Origin of the sequence: Streptomyces sp. BBFR51 (genome assembly GCF_044591655.1) — a bacterium.
GTDB lineage: Bacteria > Actinomycetota > Actinomycetes > Streptomycetales > Streptomycetaceae > Streptomyces.
This window is the reverse complement of record NZ_CP172448.1, coordinates 5,395,042-5,412,321: the sequence shown is the minus strand read 5'-3', so window position 1 is coordinate 5,412,321 and position 17,280 is coordinate 5,395,042. Positions and strand designations below refer to the sequence as shown.

16 protein-coding genes are annotated in these 17,280 nt (G+C 71.6%); 9 read left to right on the top strand and 7 right to left on the bottom strand.

From position 1 onward, the window contains the following. The first annotated feature begins 81 nt into the window (after positions 1–81). Positions 82–1,335 carry a hypothetical protein gene (locus tag ACGH7X_RS24895; RefSeq protein WP_399888090.1) on the top strand — a complete coding sequence of 418 codons (1,254 nt, stop codon included), beginning with the start codon at positions 82–84 and terminating at the stop codon, positions 1,333–1,335. Between the two features lie 38 nt (positions 1,336–1,373). Here the strand turns inward: ACGH7X_RS24895 and ACGH7X_RS24890 are convergent, their stop codons facing one another. The 6 genes from ACGH7X_RS24890 to ACGH7X_RS24865 all read right to left on the bottom strand — a co-directional run bounded on the left by ACGH7X_RS24890 (position 1,374) and on the right by ACGH7X_RS24865 (position 7,347). Further along, positions 1,374–2,702 (bottom strand): Nramp family divalent metal transporter, encoded by a 1,329-nt coding sequence (locus ACGH7X_RS24890; protein ID WP_399888088.1) that lies wholly within the window; start codon positions 2,700–2,702, stop codon positions 1,374–1,376. 67 nt (positions 2,703–2,769) lie between these two features. Next, complete coding sequence (locus ACGH7X_RS24885; RefSeq protein WP_399888086.1) at positions 2,770–3,435, bottom strand: hypothetical protein; 666 nt, start codon at positions 3,433–3,435, stop codon at positions 2,770–2,772. Between the two features lie 64 nt (positions 3,436–3,499). Further along, entirely contained in the window at positions 3,500–4,981 is a 1,482-nt protein-coding gene (locus tag ACGH7X_RS24880) for a GntP family permease (protein ID WP_399888084.1), read from the bottom strand. Between the two features lie 124 nt (positions 4,982–5,105). Beyond that, complete coding sequence (locus tag ACGH7X_RS24875; protein ID WP_399888082.1) at positions 5,106–5,516, bottom strand: RidA family protein; 411 nt, start codon at positions 5,514–5,516, stop codon at positions 5,106–5,108. Further along, positions 5,513–6,277: an IclR family transcriptional regulator gene (locus tag ACGH7X_RS24870; RefSeq protein WP_399888080.1), complete on the bottom strand. Its 765-nt coding sequence runs from the start codon at positions 6,275–6,277 to the stop codon at positions 5,513–5,515. The genes ACGH7X_RS24875 and ACGH7X_RS24870 overlap by 4 nt, the downstream gene beginning before the upstream one ends. Continuing rightward, complete coding sequence (locus ACGH7X_RS24865) at positions 6,274–7,347, bottom strand: sugar kinase (RefSeq protein ID WP_399888079.1); 1,074 nt, start codon at positions 7,345–7,347, stop codon at positions 6,274–6,276. The genes ACGH7X_RS24870 and ACGH7X_RS24865 overlap by 4 nt, the downstream gene beginning before the upstream one ends. A 136-nt stretch (positions 7,348–7,483) precedes the next feature. Between ACGH7X_RS24865 and ACGH7X_RS24860 the strand changes: the two genes are divergently transcribed. From ACGH7X_RS24860 to ACGH7X_RS24845, 4 genes are all read left to right on the top strand, one after another. Further along, complete coding sequence (locus tag ACGH7X_RS24860; protein ID WP_399888077.1) at positions 7,484–8,791, top strand: amino acid deaminase; 1,308 nt, start codon at positions 7,484–7,486, stop codon at positions 8,789–8,791. Positions 8,792–8,824: 33 nt separating this feature from the next. Then, positions 8,825–10,435: an amidohydrolase family protein gene (locus ACGH7X_RS24855; RefSeq protein WP_399888075.1), complete on the top strand. Its 1,611-nt coding sequence runs from the start codon at positions 8,825–8,827 to the stop codon at positions 10,433–10,435. Positions 10,436–10,518: 83 nt separating this feature from the next. Beyond that, on the top strand, positions 10,519–11,730 hold the full coding sequence (locus tag ACGH7X_RS24850; RefSeq protein ID WP_399888073.1) for a pyridoxal phosphate-dependent aminotransferase: 1,212 nt from the start codon (positions 10,519–10,521) through the stop codon (positions 11,728–11,730). 72 nt (positions 11,731–11,802) lie between these two features. Then, positions 11,803–12,225: a hypothetical protein gene (locus ACGH7X_RS24845; protein ID WP_399888071.1), complete on the top strand. Its 423-nt coding sequence runs from the start codon at positions 11,803–11,805 to the stop codon at positions 12,223–12,225. Between the two features lie 111 nt (positions 12,226–12,336). Here the strand turns inward: ACGH7X_RS24845 and ACGH7X_RS24840 are convergent, their stop codons facing one another. Beyond that, complete coding sequence (locus ACGH7X_RS24840) at positions 12,337–12,519, bottom strand: hypothetical protein (RefSeq protein ID WP_399888069.1); 183 nt, start codon at positions 12,517–12,519, stop codon at positions 12,337–12,339. A 202-nt stretch (positions 12,520–12,721) separates the two neighbouring features. On the opposite strand from ACGH7X_RS24840, the gene ACGH7X_RS24835 reads away from it, so the two are divergent. Genes ACGH7X_RS24835 through ACGH7X_RS24820 form a run of 4 tightly spaced genes read left to right on the top strand, consistent with a single transcriptional unit; the run spans position 12,722 to position 17,226 of the window. Next, entirely contained in the window at positions 12,722–13,801 is a 1,080-nt protein-coding gene (locus ACGH7X_RS24835) for a hypothetical protein (RefSeq protein ID WP_399888067.1), read from the top strand. Next, positions 13,798–15,033, top strand: a complete 1,236-nt coding sequence (locus ACGH7X_RS24830; protein WP_399888065.1) for a toxic anion resistance protein — start codon at positions 13,798–13,800, stop codon at positions 15,031–15,033. Before ACGH7X_RS24835 ends, ACGH7X_RS24830 begins: the two co-directional genes overlap by 4 nt. Next, positions 15,030–16,610 carry a substrate-binding domain-containing protein gene (locus tag ACGH7X_RS24825; RefSeq protein WP_399888063.1) on the top strand — a complete coding sequence of 527 codons (1,581 nt, stop codon included), beginning with the start codon at positions 15,030–15,032 and terminating at the stop codon, positions 16,608–16,610. Before ACGH7X_RS24830 ends, ACGH7X_RS24825 begins: the two co-directional genes overlap by 4 nt. Then, positions 16,597–17,226, top strand: coding sequence for a hypothetical protein (locus ACGH7X_RS24820; protein ID WP_399888061.1), 630 nt, complete (start codon positions 16,597–16,599; stop codon positions 17,224–17,226). The genes ACGH7X_RS24825 and ACGH7X_RS24820 overlap by 14 nt, the downstream gene beginning before the upstream one ends. The last annotated feature ends 54 nt before the right edge of the window (positions 17,227–17,280 follow it).

The following is a 17,280-nucleotide window of genomic DNA, read 5'->3' as shown; positions in this document are numbered from 1 at the left end:
TGGCTCCGCACTCGGTCCGGCAGGTATCCAGGAAAGTCCTCGCCTGACCACCACCGCACAGCCAAGGAAGAGGTAACTCCGTTGCGCGATCAAGCCGTCGACAAGACCACCGGAGGCGGCGCCGGTCGGCAGCCGCATCGTCAGCGCTCGACACGCGACAGGACTGCGACCCGTGGGCTCCTCGGCGCTCAGACCTCGCTGGGCAATGCCGGAGTCGTCCAGATGCTGCGCATGGCCGGGCACCCCTGGGCGCAGGAACGGCACCAGCACGGCCCCGGCTGCGGACATCGGACCGCGGCGCCGTCGGGCGGCCTCGGTACGCCCACGGTGCAGCGGCAGATCAGCGTTCGGGACTCGCAGTCGCCGGCCCCTCAGAGCATGGGCAGCGTCGGGGACGTGAAGGAGTTCCTCTCCCGGCACAGTGTGTCGGTACGCACCGAATACGCCAAGCGCCACCGGGTGAGTGAGGCCCGCGCGGCAGGCGTGCACTATCGGCTCGACGAGACGATCGACGGACTGCTGCACGACAGTGATTCTCGCGTCTACGACGACAGCGAAAGCGGCGCGAAGAGGTTGGCGGCCGACATCTGCGACCGCATCGGCCCGCTCACCGGGGACACGCCCGGCGCCCCCGTGGGCCCGGCGCCGCTCCGCAACGCGGCTTCTCCCTTCTCGCGGAGGCCCACCGCCGCAGGACACGCCGCCGGTCAATCCGCCGGCGCAACCGGCCCCGGGTCCGGCCGGACGAGCGTCATGGACACCATGGCAGGCAGGGCCGCGGACGAAATGGCCAATGCCACGCCGCGTACTTCGGCGGCGGAGGCGGCGCTGGAGGGGGCGACCGGCGCCGTCACCGGACGCATCGGCGCACTTTCCGGCAATGTGTCCAAGTGGGAGGACATCAGAGACGGCGCCCGCTGGGCCGCATACCTCGCGTCCGAGGCGGACGTCGCCAAAGCGGACGACATCGTGCAGAAATTCGCGGCGCAAAGCCCGGGGGAAGGCGAAAGGCTCACTCAGAACTGGCATGAGATGAAGCGCGCCTTCATCACGAACGGCGCCGCCAAAACAGCCGGTTCTCTGGGCGTCGGTACGGTGCTGGGCCGACTCGCAGGCGCGTTCATTCCCGGCGGCCAGGTGGTGTCCACGGCTGCCGGAATGGTTTCGCTCGGCAACAACCTGGCCGAACTCGGCCAAAAGGCCAGGCAGTTCGAGCAGCAGAACCCCCAGCTCGGGTCGGCCGTCAAGAAACACCAAGACCACTCCCTGGGGAAGCTCAGCGAAAGGTCGCACGAAACGACCATGGACATTCAGATGCAGTCGGAGGGCTTCTGATCCGATGCCCCGGTCCGGGCCGGACCGGACCGGGCAGGTTAGAAGAACTCCGACCACGGCTGGTCCCAGACCTGCTTCACGCACAGGACCAGGAACAGCAGGCCGGCGACGGCGAGCATGCTGTTGCTGAGGCTGCCGTTGCGCCACTCGCGCGGGGTGCGGGAGGAGTTGAGGAGCCACATCAGGGTGAGGGCGAGGAAGGGCATGAAGGCGGCGCCCAGGACGCCGTAGATGATGATCAGGCGGAAGGGCTCGTCCTGGAAGAGCAGGATCATGGGCGGGAAGGTGAGCCAGAGCAGGTAGGCGCGGAAGGCCCAGGAGCGTTCGCGGCGGCCCGAGGCCAACTCGTCGCCCCGCGCCTCTCGTTCACCGCGCCGCCGGGCCAGGAAGTCGGCGAACATCAGGCTCACGCCGTGCCAGACGCCGATCAGCGAGGTGAAGGACGTGGCGAAGAAGCCGATCAGGAAGAGCTTGCCGGTCGCCGTCCCGTACTGGTCCTCCAGGATGTCGCCGAGCTGGATCAGGCCCTTGTCGCCACTCGCGATCGCGATGTTCGCCGAGTGCAGCAACTCGGCGCCGACGAAGAGCATCGCGACGACGAAGATGCCGGTCGTGGCGTAGGCGACCCGGTTGTCCAGGCGCATGACCTTCATCCAGCCGGTGTTGGTCCAGCCCTTGGCGTTGACCCAGTAGCCGTACGCGGCCAGCGTGATGGTGCCGCCCACGCCGCCGATGAGGCCGAGGGTGTTGAGGACCGAGTCCTTCTCGTCCGGGAGGACCGGGAGGAGTCCGGCGAAGGCGTCGCCGAGGTTGGGCGTGACCCTGATCGCCAGGTACACCGTCACCACGAACATGACGCCCACCAGGACCGTCATGACCTTCTCGAAGACGTTGTACTTGTTGAACCAGACGAAGACCAGGCCCACCAGGCCGCAGGCGATGCCCCACCATTCGAGGTCCATCACGTCCGGGAAAAGCGCCTGGAGCGGCAGGGCGCTGGACGACATCGCCGCGGCGCCGTACACGAAGCCCCAGATCACCGCGTAGATCGCGAAGAACCACGTGGTCCAGGGGCCGATGCTCGCCCAGCCGTCGAAGAGCGTGCGGCCGGTGGCCAGGTGCCAGCGGCCGCACGCCTCGGCGAGGGAGATCTTCACGAGGCAGCCGATGACCGCGGCCCACAGCAGGGTGTAGCCGAAGTTGCTGCCCGCGATGAGGGTGGCGACGAGGTCGCCGGCGCCGACGCCGGTCGCCGCGACGACGATGCCGGGGCCGATGTAGCGCCAACTGGACTTACGCGGGGCCGATTCGGCCCCACCCGACACGCCTGCGCCTACGTCTGCGGTGTTGCCCGTGGTGTCCGCCATGCGGGTCAACAAATCCCATGACCGCCGGTCGGACAAGAGGGCGTGCGCGGATCTTCACCCGATGCGCTTACTCCTTGCCGCCGGCGGACGCCTTCGTCTCGGGCTCGGGCTCGGGCTTCGACTCCGGCTCCGGCTCCGACTCCGACTCGGGCTTCGACTCCGACTCCGGCTTCGACTCCGGCTTGGCGTCGGACTCGGACTCGGACTCGGGCCCGGACTCCGTCTCGTCCTCCGCCTCGCCGTCCTCGAAGTACGCGTCCAGGACCTCGTCCAGGGCGGATTCCCACTCCTGGAAGCTGCCCCGGGACGTCGCCTCGATCTCGATCGGGTACCAGCGGCGGTCCGGCGTGTGCACCGTGACGGTGAACCGCTTGCCGAAGCGGCCGGTCTCCGTCTCGACGGCCCCGACCTCGTCCCAGCGGAACTCGCAACTCTGGTCGTCGAGGGAGAGACGTACGCCCTTGTGGTCGGCGACGATCTTGGCGCGGCGGTCGGCGGCCTCGAAGACGGGGCCGTCCGCGGGGGCCTCCTCGTCCGGTTCCGCGGCGTCCTCGACGGGCGGTTCGGCGATCGCGTCCGCCGCCGCGGGCTCCGCGTCGGCATCCTTCTCCGCCGCGTCGCGTCTCACGTCCTCCGGCTCACCGGACACGGGTGCGGTGAGCCCGGGGATGAATGCCGGGTCGAATCCGGCGCCTTCCAGGGGCTGGCTCGTCGATCCTCTGCGCTGCTCCACAGCGGGCAGTATGGTCGACGATCCTGTGTCGGACACAGCCAGCCCCAACTTCGTTATCAGACGCCTACACGAACAGGCTCAGCACCGCCGCGACCACGAAGCCCGCGCCCGACAGGACGCTCTCCAGCACGGTCCAGGTCTTGAGCGTGTCCCGCTCGCTGATGCCGAAGTACTTGGCGACCATCCAGAAGCCGCCGTCGTTGACGTGCGAGGCGAAGATGGAGCCCGCCGAGATGGCCATGATGACCAGGGCGACGAACGCCTGCGAGTGGTCGCCCTCGGCCAGCAGCGGCGCCACGATGCCCGCCGTCGTCACGATGGCCACCGTCGCCGAGCCCTGCGCGACCCGCAGCACCAGGGAGATCAGGTAGGACAGGACGATGACCGGCAGGCCGACGTCGTTGAAGGTGTCGGAGAGTGCCTGGGCGACACCGCTGGCCTTGAGGACGGCGCCGAAGACCCCGCCCGCGCCGACCACCAGCAGGATGTTGCCGACCGGCTTCAGCGAGGCCGTCGAGACGGTCTCCAGGGACTTGCGGGACCAGCCGCGCCGGATGCCGAGCAGGTAGTAGGCGAGGAGCAGGGCGATGGTCAGGGCCACGAACGGGTTGCCGAAGAACTCGATCACCGAGCGGAGGGTGGACGGGTCCAGGGCGATGGAGGAGAAGGTCGCGGCGAGGATCAGGACCAGCGGGGTGCCGATGATGCCGATGACCGTGCCGAGCGCGACCGGGCTCTCGTGCGGCGCGACGCCGGCCTTGGTCTGCTCGTCGATCACGGCCTGCTTGGCCTCCGCGGCGGCCTCGACCATGTCCTGCGGTACGGGCACGAAGAGGCGGCGGCCGATCCAGGCGGAGAACACCCAGGCGGCGAGCACGGCGGGGATGCCGCAGACGATGCCCATGAGGATGACCCAGCCGAGTTCGACGTGCAGCAGTCCGGCGGCGGCGACGGGGCCGGGGTGCGGCGGCAGGAACGCGTGGGTCATCGACAGGCCGGCCAGCAGCGGCAGGCAGTAGAGCAGGATCGACTTGCCGGAGCGCTTGGCGGCGGCGTAGACGATGGGCGCGAGGACGAAGATGCCCACGTCGAAGAAGACCGGGATGCCGAAGATCAGGCCGGTGAGGCCCATGGCGAGGGGGGCGCGCTTCTCGCCGAAGAGCCCGAGGAGCCGCGAGGCCAGCACCTCGGCGCCGCCGCTGACTTCGAGGATCGCGCCGAGCATGGTGCCTAGGCCGATGATGATGGCGACGTGTCCGAGGATGCCGCCCATGCCGGACTCGATGGTCGAGACGGCGTCGGACTTCTGGACGGTGCCGAAGAGTTCGGTGACCGACAGGCCCGCGAGCAGGCCGACGGCTATGGAGACGGCGAGCAGTGCGACGAAGGGCTGCAGCCGCACCTTGATGATCAGGAAGAGCAGGAGCGCGATGCCGATCGCGGCGACGGTCAGCAGACCCGCCGTGCCGTCGATCAGCGTGAGCAGACCGCCGGTGTGCGGTGGGGTCTCGGAGGCGGCGGCGAGCTGGAGGGATATACGGGACATTCGGGGGTCCTCTGGGTAAACACATACGGCTTTCGGGCAGGGCGGGGCGCGGCACGGCACCCCCGGGGGACGGGGAGCGCCGTGCCGTGCGACAGACAGACGGAAGGAAGGGCCGGGAAGGGGGTCAGCCCAGGACGGCCAGCGCGTCGATCTCGATGAGGAGACCCGCGGGCAGTCCGACGTAGACGGTCGTGCGCGCGGCGGGCGGCTGGGTGAGGCCCTGCTCCTCGAAGTACGCGTTGTAGATCTCGTTCATCTCGGCGAAGTGGGCCACGTCCGTGAGGTAGACGCGGATCATCATCACGTCGTCCCAGGAGGCGCCGCCCTCCTCCAGGATCGCCTTGACGTTGGCGAGGGTCTGGAGGGTCTGCTCGCGCAGGGTCGGGCCGGCCGGGGTGGGGGCCTTGCCCTCCTCGTGGGGGAGGAAGCCGACCTGGCCGGCGACCTGGAGGATGTTGCCCTTCTTCACGCCGTGGGAGAACTTCGCCGGGGGAACGGTGTGGGTCGCGGGGACGAGAGCGATCTTGTCGGTCATGCGGTGACTTCCTTGACTGGGGTCCTGCCGGAGTACTCGCCGCTGATGGCGTCCGCCGTACGGCGCACCAGCGGGAGCAGGGTGAGGAGTTCGTCGGCGGTGACGACGACGTTCGGCGCGGAGACCGACATGGCGGCGACCACCCGGCCGTCGGCGCCCCTGATGGGCGCGGCGACGCAGTTGATGGACTCCTCGTGGCCACCGAGGTCGGTGGCCCAGCCCTGTTCGCGCACCTTGGCCAGTTCCTTGAGGAACCCGTCGGCGTTCGGTGTCGAACGGGCCGTGTACATGGGGTAGTCGAGCTTGTCGACCACGGCTCGGCGTTCGTTGTCGGGGAGGTCGGCGAGGAGCAGCTTGGCGACGGCCGCGACGGTGATGGCGACGGGCTTGCCGATCCGGGAGTACATGCGGACCGGGTAGCGGCTCTCGACCTTGTCGATGTAGAGGACCTCGTCCTCCTCGTGGACGGCGAGGTGGACGGTGTGGCCGACCTGCTCGTTGAGGCGTACGAGGTGGGGGTGGGCGATCTCGCGGACGTCGAGGTTCTCCATCGCCTCCTGGGCGAGGGAGATGAGCCGGGCGCCGAGGCGGTAGCGCTGGTCGGACTGGCGGTAGACGAAGCCGTGCTCGTGGAGGGTGCGCAGCAGGCGCAGGGCCGTGGACTTGTGCACGCCCAGCCGCTCGGCGACCCTGCCCAGGTCGGCGGGGCCCTCGGCGAGCAGCGGCAGGATGCTGAGCGCGCGGTCGACGGTCTGGCTCATGGCGTACGTACCTCCTCGTCGGCCCTTTCGGCGGCGTGGTCGCCGGCGTTGTCGCCGGCCCGTGTCCAGCCGGGGCCGAGTCGCAGTCTCCCCCACGCGGTGTCGTCGAGGGCGGCCAGGCGGTCGGCGAGGTCGCGGGCGGGGGGCGTGGCGAGGTCGCCGGGGACGGTGAGGGCGGCGGCGGCCATGAGGTGGCCGTGGCGCAGCCGCTCGCGCACCGGGAGCCCGCGCAGGGTGGCGGAGAGGAACCCGGCGGCGAAGGCGTCGCCCGCGCCGACGGCGGCGACGACGTCGACGGTGAGGGCGGGCACGGAGGTGACGTCGGTGCCGTGGAAGGCGGTGGCGCCGGTCGCGCCCTGCTTGACGACGAGCAGCTCGGGCTCGGGCAGCGCGGCGCGTACGGCGTCGGGGCCGCCCAGGCCCCAGGCCTCGTCCTCGCCGACGAACACGATGTCGGCGCCGCGGGCCAGGTCGAGCAGCACCTCGGGGCCGCCGTCGGTGTCGCGCCACAGGCCCGGGCGGTGGTTGACGTCGAACGAGACGAGGGGGCCGTGGGACCGGCCGGGGCGGCGGGCGGTCAGCTCGCGCGTCAGGCCGAGGCAGTCGGCGGAGAGCGCGGGCGTGATGCCGGACAGGTGCAGGACGCGGCCGGAGCGGATCGCGTCGAGGTCCATGGTGTCGACCGACATCGCGGAGGCGGCGGAGCCCGCCCGGTAGTACGCCACCTCGTGCGCGTCGGTGGCCCGGTCGCCGGCGGTGCGGAAGTAGATCCCGGTCGGGCGGGCGGGGTCCCGGCGGACGGCGGAGACGTCGACGCCGTAGGCGCCGATGGCCTCGACGAGGTGGTCGCCGAAGCCGTCGGCGCCGACCCGGCCGACCCAGCGCGCGGAGTGTCCGGCGGCGGCGAGCACGCAGGCCACGTTGGACTCGGCGCCGCCGATGGCGCGGTCGAAGGAGGGGACGTCGGCGAGGCGTCCGGGGCGGGAGGGCAGGAAGGTGACCATGGACTCGCCGAGCGCGACGACGTCCACGACGTCGGGGGCGGTGCTGGTTCGTCCGATGGCGGTCACGATGGTGGGGGCTCCTCGTCGCGTCTCGCGGGCGGCGGCTCCGTTGACCCCGCGTTCGCCGAGATGTTAGACAGCAGTGAGCGATATACGCAACGATCGTTGCAGGGTTTGCAACGCATCAGACCAGGGAGGCTCCATGGCCCTCGACTCCGGCCCCGTCAACGGCCGCGAAGCCCTCGCCGAGCTGGCCGGGGAGCGCGTCGACCACCGTTTCAAGGGCCTCCCGCCGGACGCGTACGGACTGACCGTCGCCGAGCTGGCCGGCCGGCGCCGCAACCTGTTCACCGACGGCTTCGCCACCCCCGTGCTGGCCCTGTCCGCCGAGCGCCTCGAGCACAACCTGAAGCTCATGGAGACGTACTCCGCCCGGCACGGCCTCGCCTTCGCGCCGCACGGCAAGACCTCCATGGCCCCGCAGCTTTTCCACCGCCAGCTCGAGCACGGCGCCTGGGGCATCACCCTCGCGGTGCCGCACCAGGTGTGGGTGGCGCGGGCCTTCGGCATCGGTCGGATCTTCCTCGCCAACGAACTGGTCGACGCCGCCGCCCTGCGCAGGCTCGCCGCCGAGCTGGACGCCGACCCGGACTTCCGCTTCGTCTGCTACGTCGACTCCGTGCGCGGCGTCGAGCTGATGGACGCCGCGCTGACCGGGGCGGGGGCCGGCCGCCCGGTGGACGTCGTGGTCGAGCTGGGTGCCGGTGAGGGGGCCAGGACCGGGGCGCGCACGGAGGCGGAGTGCGCGGCGGTCGCCGACGCGGTGGCCGGCACGCGGACGCTGCGGCTCGCGGGGGTCGCCGGGTACGAGGGCGAGGTGCCGGACGCCGACCCGGAGCGGGTGCACGCGTGGCTGCGGCGGCTGGTCGCGCTGGCCGTCGACTTCGACAAGGGCGGACGGTTCGCCGGGGCCGGGCTCGACGAGATCGTGCTGAGCGCGGGCGGCAGCGCCTGGTTCGACGCGGTCGCCGACGTGTTCGCGGAGGTCCCGGACCTCTCCCTGCCCGTGCTGAAGCTGCTGCGCTCGGGCGCCTACGTCTCCCACGACGACGGCCACTACCGCGAGCTGACCCCCTTCAACCGGGTCCCCGAGGAGGGCGCCCTGGAGCCCGCCTTCCGGCTGTGGAGCCAGGTCGTCTCCCGCCCCTCCCCCGAGCAGGCGTTCACCAACGCGGGCAAGCGGGACGCGGCGTACGACCTCCATCTGCCCTTCGCGCAGGTGGTGCGCCCCGCGGACGGCGGCCCGGAGCGCCCGGCGACCGGCATCACGGTGACCGGCCTGTCCGACCAGCACGCCTGGCTGCGTACGAGCGGCGAGGCGGACCTGGCGGTGGGCGACTGGGTGGGGACGGGCCTGTCCCACCCGTGCACCTCCTTCGACAAGTGGCAGCTGATCCCGCTCGCGCAGGCGGACGGGACGGTCGTCGACTACATCCGCACGTTCTTCTAGAGGACCCGGTAGAGGATCCAGGAGGAGTCAGGCATGGAAGAGCTGGTCATCAGGGACGCCGACGTCGTGGACGGCTCCGGCGCCGACTCCTACCGCGCCGACGTCGTGGTCGACGGCGGCCGGATCGTCTCGATCGTCAAGGAGGCGGCGGCCGCCGGCTGCCAGCGCCCCAAGGCGCGCCGGGAACTGGACGCCGAGGGCCTGGTCCTGTCCCCCGGCTTCATCGACATGCACGCCCACAGCGACCTGGCGCTGCTGCGGGACCCCGACCACGGCGCCAAGGCCGCCCAGGGCGTCACCCTGGAGGTCATCGGCCAGGACGGGCTGTCGTACGCGCCGGTCGACGACCACACCCTCGGCGAGGTGCGCCGCGCGATCGCCGGGTGGAACGGCCCCGGTGACGACGTCGACTTCGACTGGCGGTCGGTCGGCGAGTACCTGGACCGGCTCGACGCGGGCATCGCCGTGAACGCCGCCTATCTGATCCCCCAGGGCACGGTGCGCGCCCTCGCGGTCGGCTGGGACGACCGGGACGCCACCGACGCCGAGCTGGAGCACATGCGGCGGCTGGTCGCCGAGGGCATGGAGCAGGGCGCGGTCGGCATGTCGTCCGGGCTGACGTACACGCCGGGCATGTACGCCAAGGACGCGGAACTGACCGAGCTGTGCCGGGTGGTCGCCGAGTACGGCGGCTACTACTGCCCGCACCACCGCTCGTACGGCGCGGGGGCCCTGGAGGCGTACCAGGAGATGGTGGAGCTGAGCCGGGAGGCGGGCTGCCCGCTGCACCTGGCGCACGCCACCATGAACTTCGGCGTGAACAAGGGCAGGGCACCGGAACTGCTGACCCTGCTCGACGACGCGCTGGCCACCGGCGCCGACATCACCCTGGACACCTACCCGTACACCCCCGGCTGCACCACCCTCGTGGCGCTGCTGCCGAGCTGGGCGAGCGAGGGCGGCCCGGCGCAGATCATGAAGCGGCTGGCGGACGACGACACCGCCGAGCGCATCCGGCACCACATGGAGGAGATCGGCTCCGACGGGTCCCACGGCGTGCCCATGGAGTGGGAGACGATCGAGATCTCCGGCACGGGCGACCCGGCCCTCGGGGAGTACGTCGGCCGTACGGTCCTTGAGTCGGCCGGGCTGCGCGGTGAGAGCCCGTGGACGGTCGTCCGGCAGCTCCTGCTGGCCGACCGGCTGGCGCCGACCATCCTCCAGCACGTGGGCCACGAGGAGAACGTCCGCGCGATCATGCGGCACCGCGTCCACACCGGCGGCTCGGACGGCATCCTCCAGGGCGCCAAGCCGCACCCGCGCGCCTACGGCACCTTCCCGCAGTACCTCGGTCACTACGTGCGCGAGCTGGGCGTGCTCTCGCTGGAGGAGTGCGTCGCCCACCTCACCTCGCGCCCGGCGGCCCGGCTGCGGCTGCCGGACCGGGGTCTGGTCCGCGAGGGGTACCGGGCCGACCTGGTGCTCTTCGACCCGGCGACGGTCGCGGCGGGCAGCACGTACGAGGACCCGCGCAGGCTGCCGACGGGCATCCCGTACGTGCTGGTCGACGGGCGGTTCGTGATGGAGGACGGGCGGCGCACGGACGTACTGGCGGGGCGCTCGGTGCGGCGCGGCTCCCGGTAAGTGACGAAACCCGCCCATACCGCACGTCTCAAGTGGCGGATAACACGGGCCACGGGACGTAATCGGGTCGTAAGCTCACGGACATGCAGGTGATCCAGTCGACCAAGCTCGCCAACGTCTGTTACGAGATCCGGGGCCCGGTGCTCGAGGAGGCGATGCGGCTGGAAGCGGCCGGTCACCGCATCCTGAAGCTGAACACGGGCAACCCGGCCGCCTTCGGCTTCGAGTGCCCGCCGGAGATCCTGGAGGACATCCTCCGCAACGTCTCCACGGCGCACGGCTACGGCGACGCGAAGGGCCTGCTGGCGGCCCGGCGGGCGGTCGTCATGCACAACCAGACCCTGGGCATCGAGACGGACGTCGAGCACGTCTTCATCGGCAACGGCGTCTCCGAACTGATCGTGATGGCGATGCAGGGCCTGCTCGACGACGGGGACGAGGTGCTCGTACCGGCGCCCGACTACCCGCTGTGGACGGCCGCCGTCTCCCTGTCCGGCGGCACGGCGGTCCACTACCGCTGCGACGAGCAGTCCGACTGGATGCCCGACCTCGCCGACGTGGAGCGGAAGATCACCGACCGCACCAAGGCGCTGGTGATCATCAACCCGAACAACCCGACGGGCGCGGTGTACGACGACGCGATGCTGCGCGGGCTGACGGACATCGCGCGCCGGCACAACCTGCTGGTCTGCTCCGACGAGATCTACGACAAGATCCTCTACGACGAGGCCACGCACACCCCGACCGCCTCGGTCGCCCCGGACCTGCTGACCCTGACCTTCAACGGCATGTCGAAGGCGTACCGGGTGGCCGGCTACCGGGTCGGCTGGATGTCGATCTCCGGGCCCCGCGCGCACGCCGAGTCCTACATCGAGGGCCTGACGATCCTGGCGAACATGCGTCTGTGCGCCAACATGCCGGGCCAGCACGGCGTGGTCGCGGCGCTCAGCGGGCGGCAGACCATCAACGAGCTGGTGCTGCCCGGCGGCCGGCTGCGCGAGCAGCGCGACGTCGCGCACGAGGCGCTGACCAGCATTCCGGGCGTGACCTGTGTGAAGCCGAAGGGCGCGCTGTACCTCTTCCCGCGGCTCGACCCCAAGGTCTTCAAGATCAAGGACGACCGGCGGATGGTCCTGGACCTGCTGCGCCAGGAGAAGATCATGGTCGTCCAGGGCACCGGCTTCAACTGGCCCGAGCCCGACCACTTCCGGGTGGTGACCCTGCCCACGGCCGTGGATCTGCGCGAGGCGGTGGACCGGATCGGGAACTTCCTGGACGGCTACGGCCAGCCCTGAGCCCCGAACTCTCTCAACTTTAGATTCAATCCAATGTAGGATGGTTTCCTGAATACCTCAGGAGGCCGTCCCATGTACGAACCGATCCGCGCCAAGTCGGTGCACAGCACGACGGCCGGCACCCCTTCAGACTTCCCCCACCGGTCCCGGGAGGAGGAGCTGGACATCCAGCTCGCCAGCCATCTCGCCGCCCTGCTCGCCGTCACGGACGAGCTGCGCGCGCTGGTCCCCGGCACCGACCTGGACACCGCGGCCGACCGGCTCGCCGGACAGGTGGCCCGGCTGCGGGGAGGGGCGGCACCGGTCCGCGTCGCGGCGACCGCCACCCGTCCGGCGCCGCGTCCCGCGGCCCTGCACCGGCGGGCGCACACCCTGGCGGCGCGCGCCCTGGTCGTGGCCGCCTCCCGTGCCGACACGGCGGTCGCGATCCTGACCGCCGAGCGCATGGACGCGCACTCCGCGGCCCTGGAGCCGCGCGCACTCGCGTCCCGCTAGCCCGTCTCGCGGCCCTTCGGGTCCGCTCGGGCACCCCACGGACGGCCCCGGTCCGCGCGCACCCGCAGCGACGCGCGGACCGGGCGCCACACACCCGGACGCCCGGCGGGGTCAGCCGAAGATCACCGTCAGGAACACGAACCCCAGCAGGATCACGAGGACGATCGCCCACACGGGCCAGGTGCCCCGGCCGTCCGGATCCTCCGGACCACCACCGCGCGGACGGTCCTCCTTCAGCTGTGGATCCGGGTCCCGCGGCCGGTCGCGGGAGTAGAAGTCACCGCCGTCTGCCATGGCAGGACCCTCCTTCCCCATTGCCCTGCTCCTGCCCTCCGGGTACCGCGTGCGCCGCGGCGCATGCCCGCCGTCCGTCGGCGTCCGTCGCAGGGCCGGGAAGCCGGAGTGGCTCGTTCCCGTTGCATACCGGTATCACGCGGCCACCTTCCGTTCACCCCGGACGAGCAGGAACGTCTGATTCCGGGAGCACGCTCGGCGCGTGAGACGTATCGCTGGAATCTTCCTCGCGGTCCTGCTGATCGGTGGCGTGGTGGCCGCCGTCGTCGCGGGCCGGGAAAACGAGGAGACGGGCACGGCAACGAAGACCGTGCGCATGATCATCGGATCGGAGAAGGCGGAGTTCTTCGCCGACCCCGACGTGGTGCGGGCCCTCGCCGCCAAGGGCTACACCGTACGGGCCGAGACCTCCGGGTCCTGGGCCATGGAGGACATGGACCTCAAGGGCTACGACCTCGCCTTTCCGTCGAGTCAGGCCCCGGCCGACGAACTCGCCGACAAGTACGGGGCACGCAAGCCGCTGCCCCGGCCCTTCTACTCGCCGCTCGTCGTGGTGACCCACCGCTCCACCGCGCAGGTGCTCGCCGCGAACGGGCTCGTCACGCTCGACCGCAACCAGGGCGGCACCCTCAAGATGGGCGCCTACCTCGACGCGGCCCGCGCCGGCCGTACCTGGCAGCAGCTGAAGGGCGCCGACGGGCACACGGAGCTGACCGGAACGCTCTACGTCGCGACCACGGACCCGCAGACCTCCAACTCCGGCGCGCTCTACCTGGCCGCCGCCTCCTACGTCGCCAACGGCGACCGCGTGGTGACCGACGACGCCGGCCTGGACCGCACGGCGCCCCTGATGCGCAGGCTGGTCCAGGTGCAGGGCGCCCAGAAGTCCAGCTCGGACGCGACGTTCCGGGACTTCACCAGCGGTGTCGGCGAACCCCTGGTGCTGGTGTACGAGTCACAGATCGCCGCGCTGCTCAGGGAGGGCGAGGACGCCGTCGGGGACCTGGTCGTCCTGTACCCGGACATCACCGCCACCAGCGACCACACCGTCGTACCGCTCACGGAGTCGGGCCGGGCGCTCGGTGAACTGCTCACCGCGGACCCGGAGCTGCGGCGGCTGGCCGTCCGGCACGGGTTCCGGCCGCAGGGCGCCTCCGCCGAGTTCACCAGGGCCACCGAGGCCCACACCGCGTATCTCAACCAGCGGCTGACCGGCGTCCGGCAGGCACCCGTGCCCACCTCCGAGGTGCTGCGCGAGATGGCCCGCCGGGCGCGCGGATGACAGCGGACCACCAGCGGACCACAGGGGGATTCGGCCACGTGACCGGCACCGACAACGACTTCACACTCACACTCACCCCGCCCGAGCCCGTCGCCGCCGTACCGCGGGAGCGGGCCGGCGGCCTCGTCCCCGTCGACGAGGCGACACGCGCGGACATGGCACGCAAGGCCGCCGCCTACGTGGACGGACTCGCCGCGCTCGACGCCCGCTCACCCGAGTTCGCCGGCAAGGTCGGCGAGATCACCGGCCTCGGCGCCGCCGAGATGCGCACCGCCGCCGCACAGTCCAACCGCATGCTGGAACGCACCGTGCGCAGCCTGCCCGACAAGGGCGACGACGCCCAGGCCCGGGTCGCGGGCTCCCTGGTGGAACTGCGGCGCGTGGTGGAGGACCTGGACCCGCGCGACCTGCCCGCGTCGAAGGGCCGCAGGTTCCTGTCGCGGCTGCCCGGCGGCAACCGGCTGCGCGACCACGTCGCCAAGTACGCCTCCGCCCAGGGCACCCTGAACCGGATCGTGGGCTCGCTGCGCGGCGGACAGGACGAACTGCGGCGCGACAACGCCGCGTTGCAGACCGAACGGGTCCGCCTGTGGGAGACCATGGGCAAGCTCCAGGAGTACGTCGTCCTCACCGAGGCCCTGGACACGGCCGTGGAGCAGCACGTCGCCGGTGTGGAGCCGGCCGACCCGCGGGCCGCCGACACCCTGCGCGCCGACGTCCTCTTCCCGGTCAGGCAAAAGCACCAGGACCTGCTCACCCAGCTCGCGGTCTGCGCGCAGGGCTACCTCGCGATGGACGTCGTACGCCGCAACAACGAGGAGCTGGTCAAGGGCGTCGACCGGGCGGCCACCACCACGGTGTCGGCGCTGAGGATCTCCGTGATGCTGGCCTCCGCGCTGGACCACCAGAAGAAGGTCGTCGAGCAGGTCAACGCGTTGCGCGGGACGACGGAGGACCTGATCCGGGGCAACGCGGAGATGCTCGCCACCCAGAGCGGGGAGATCCAGCGCATCGCTGCGGACCCCGCGGTGGGCGCGGAGACCCTGCGCGACGCCTTCCAGCAGATCTACCGCACCCTCGACACCATCGACACCTACAAGGTCCGGGCCACGGAGGCGATGGCGGCGACCGTGGAGTCCCTCACCGGTGAGCTCAGGCACGCGAACGCGTATCTGGAGCGCAGCCGTTCGCGGGGCGCGCTGGACTCCTCCGGGGACGGGGGCCTCGCATGAGACGCGGACCCCGCACGAGACGCGCCCTCGCCGGCTGCCTCGCCGCGCTCGCCCTCCTCACCTCCTGCACCGGGCAGGACGGCGGGGACGGTCGGACGGACGGAGCGCCGACCCCCGGCGTACCCGGCAGCGCCGAGCCCGGCACCCTGCGCGTCCTCGCCTCCAGCGAGCTGAGCGACATGAAACCGGTTCTGGACCGGGTCCGCGAGGACACCGGCCTGACCGTCCGGCTCACCCCCATCGGCACCCTCGACGCCGTGGACCTGCTGGCCAAGGGCGGGACGGAGGGGAAGTACGACGCCGTGTGGCTGTCCTCCAACGACTCGCTGCGGCTGCGCCCCGAGGCGGCGAAGCACATCGTCTCCGAGACGCCGGTGATGGCCAGCCCGGTCGCCGTCGGCGTCAAGGACGCCACCGCCCGGAAGCTGGAATGGCAGGCCGGAAAGGTCACCTGGTCCCAGGTCGAGCAGGCCGTCGCCGACGGGAGGCTCACCTACGGCATGACCGACCCGGCGCGCTCCAACTCCGGCTTCGCCACCCTCGTCTCGGTCGCCGCCGCGCTCTCCGGCGCCCAGTCCGCGCTCACCGACGCGGACGTGGCGAAGGCGACGCCCAGACTGCGGGAGTTCTTCACCGGGCAGAAGCTGACCTCGGGTTCGTCGGGCTGGCTGGCCGCGGCGTACGAGCGGCGCGGGAACGTCGACGCGCTGCTCAACTACGAGTCCGTCCTGCTGGGCATCCCGGGCCTCACCGTGATCCGCCCCACCGACGGCGTGCTGACCGCCGACTACCCGCTCTCCACGCTCGCGTCGTCCGGCGGCGCGACCCGTCAGGACGTCCGCCGCCTCGCCGAGGCGCTGCGCACGCCGGAGATGCAGCAGGAGATCACCCGCACCACGCACCGCCGCCCGGTCCTCACCTCCGTACCGCCCGCGGAAGGGCTGGACACGAGCCGCCGCCGCGAACTGCCCTCCCCGGGCTCCCGTTCCGTCGCCGACGGTCTGCTCGACGCGTACGAGAACGAGCTGCGCCGCCCCTCCCGGACGGTGTACGTCCTCGACACCTCCGGCTCGATGGCGGGCGAGCGGCTGACGCGACTGAAGACGGCGCTCACCGCCCTCACCGGCGACTTCCGCGACCGGGAGGAGGTGACGCTGATGCCGTTCGGATCGGAAGTGAAGCGGGTGGCGACGCACGTGGTGGATCCCGCCGATCCGCGCGCCGGTCTCGACGGCATCCGCCGGGACACCGAGCGCCTGACCGCCGAGGGCGACACCGCGGTCTACACCTCGCTGGAGAAGGCGTACGGCCATCTCGGCGGCGGGCGGGACGCGTTCACGTCGATCGTGCTGATGACGGACGGCGAGAACACCGCCGGCACCGACGCGGCCGGCTTCGACCGCTTCTACGCCTCGCTGAGCCGGGAGCGGCAGGAGATCCCGGTGTTCCCCGTCCTCTTCGGCGACTCCGACCGCAAGGAGCTGACGCACATCGCCGAACTCACCGGCGGGCGGCTCTTCGACGCGCGCGAGGGGTCGCTGGACGGCGCCTTCGAGGAGATCCGTGGCTACCAGTAGGAGCGGACGCGCGGGCGGCGGACGGGCCTGGGCGTATCTGGAGTCGCGCAAGAACCTGACCGGTGGCGCCTGCGGGCTGGCCGGACTGGTGCTGACCTTCACGGGCGCGGCGGGATCCTACTGGCCGGTGGTCGTCGCGGGTCTGTACGGCGCGGGCGCGCTGCTCGCCCCGCCGGAGCGGCCCGCACCGCCCGACTTCCCGGACCCGTCGGCCCAGTTGGAGGAGGTGCGCGGCGACTTCGGCCGGCTGCGCGGCTATCTGACGGACGTGGAGCTTCCGCCCCCCGCCGAGGAGCGGCTGGCGGGGCTGAGCGGACTGCTGGCCGCGCTGCTGGAGCCCGGCTGGGTCGCCGAGGTGCTGGCGGCCGACCCGGAGGGACTGCACACGGTGTCGCGTGCGGTGCGGCAGGACGTGCCGGAGGCCGTCGACGCGTATGTGCGGACCCGGTGGTGGACGCGGATCACACCGGGGCAGGAGCCACCCGAGCGGCATCTGGAGCGGCAGTTGGCGCTGCTGCACGAGGAGGCCGAGCGGCTGACGGACCGGCTGCGGGACGCCGAGGTCCGGCGCCAGGAGTCCCACACGCGGTATCTGCGGGACCGCTCGGAAAGCTGACCGGGGTTGCCGAAGGGCCGGGTCCGTCGCACGCCGTTGTGCGGGGACCCGGCC

Excerpts from the sequence above, each read along its gene's own strand:
- ACGH7X_RS24855 (WP_399888075.1), top strand. The coding sequence starts at position 8,825 with ATGGAAGAGCTGGTCATCAGGGACGCCGACGTCGTGGACGGCTCCGGC.
- ACGH7X_RS24875 (WP_399888082.1), bottom strand. The coding sequence starts at position 5,516 with ATGACCGACAAGATCGCTCTCGTCCCCGCGACCCACACCGTTCCCCCG.
- ACGH7X_RS24825 (WP_399888063.1), top strand. The coding sequence starts at position 15,030 with ATGAGACGCGGACCCCGCACGAGACGCGCCCTCGCCGGCTGCCTCGCC.
- ACGH7X_RS24870 (WP_399888080.1), bottom strand. The coding sequence starts at position 6,277 with ATGAGCCAGACCGTCGACCGCGCGCTCAGCATCCTGCCGCTGCTCGCC.
- ACGH7X_RS24830 (WP_399888065.1), top strand. The coding sequence starts at position 13,798 with ATGACAGCGGACCACCAGCGGACCACAGGGGGATTCGGCCACGTGACC.
- ACGH7X_RS24880 (WP_399888084.1), bottom strand. The coding sequence starts at position 4,981 with ATGTCCCGTATATCCCTCCAGCTCGCCGCCGCCTCCGAGACCCCACCG.
- ACGH7X_RS24860 (WP_399888077.1), top strand. The coding sequence starts at position 7,484 with ATGGCCCTCGACTCCGGCCCCGTCAACGGCCGCGAAGCCCTCGCCGAG.
- ACGH7X_RS24850 (WP_399888073.1), top strand. The coding sequence starts at position 10,519 with ATGCAGGTGATCCAGTCGACCAAGCTCGCCAACGTCTGTTACGAGATC.
- ACGH7X_RS24845 (WP_399888071.1), top strand. The coding sequence starts at position 11,803 with ATGTACGAACCGATCCGCGCCAAGTCGGTGCACAGCACGACGGCCGGC.
- ACGH7X_RS24890 (WP_399888088.1), bottom strand. The coding sequence starts at position 2,702 with ATGGCGGACACCACGGGCAACACCGCAGACGTAGGCGCAGGCGTGTCG.
- ACGH7X_RS24840 (WP_399888069.1), bottom strand. The coding sequence starts at position 12,519 with ATGGCAGACGGCGGTGACTTCTACTCCCGCGACCGGCCGCGGGACCCG.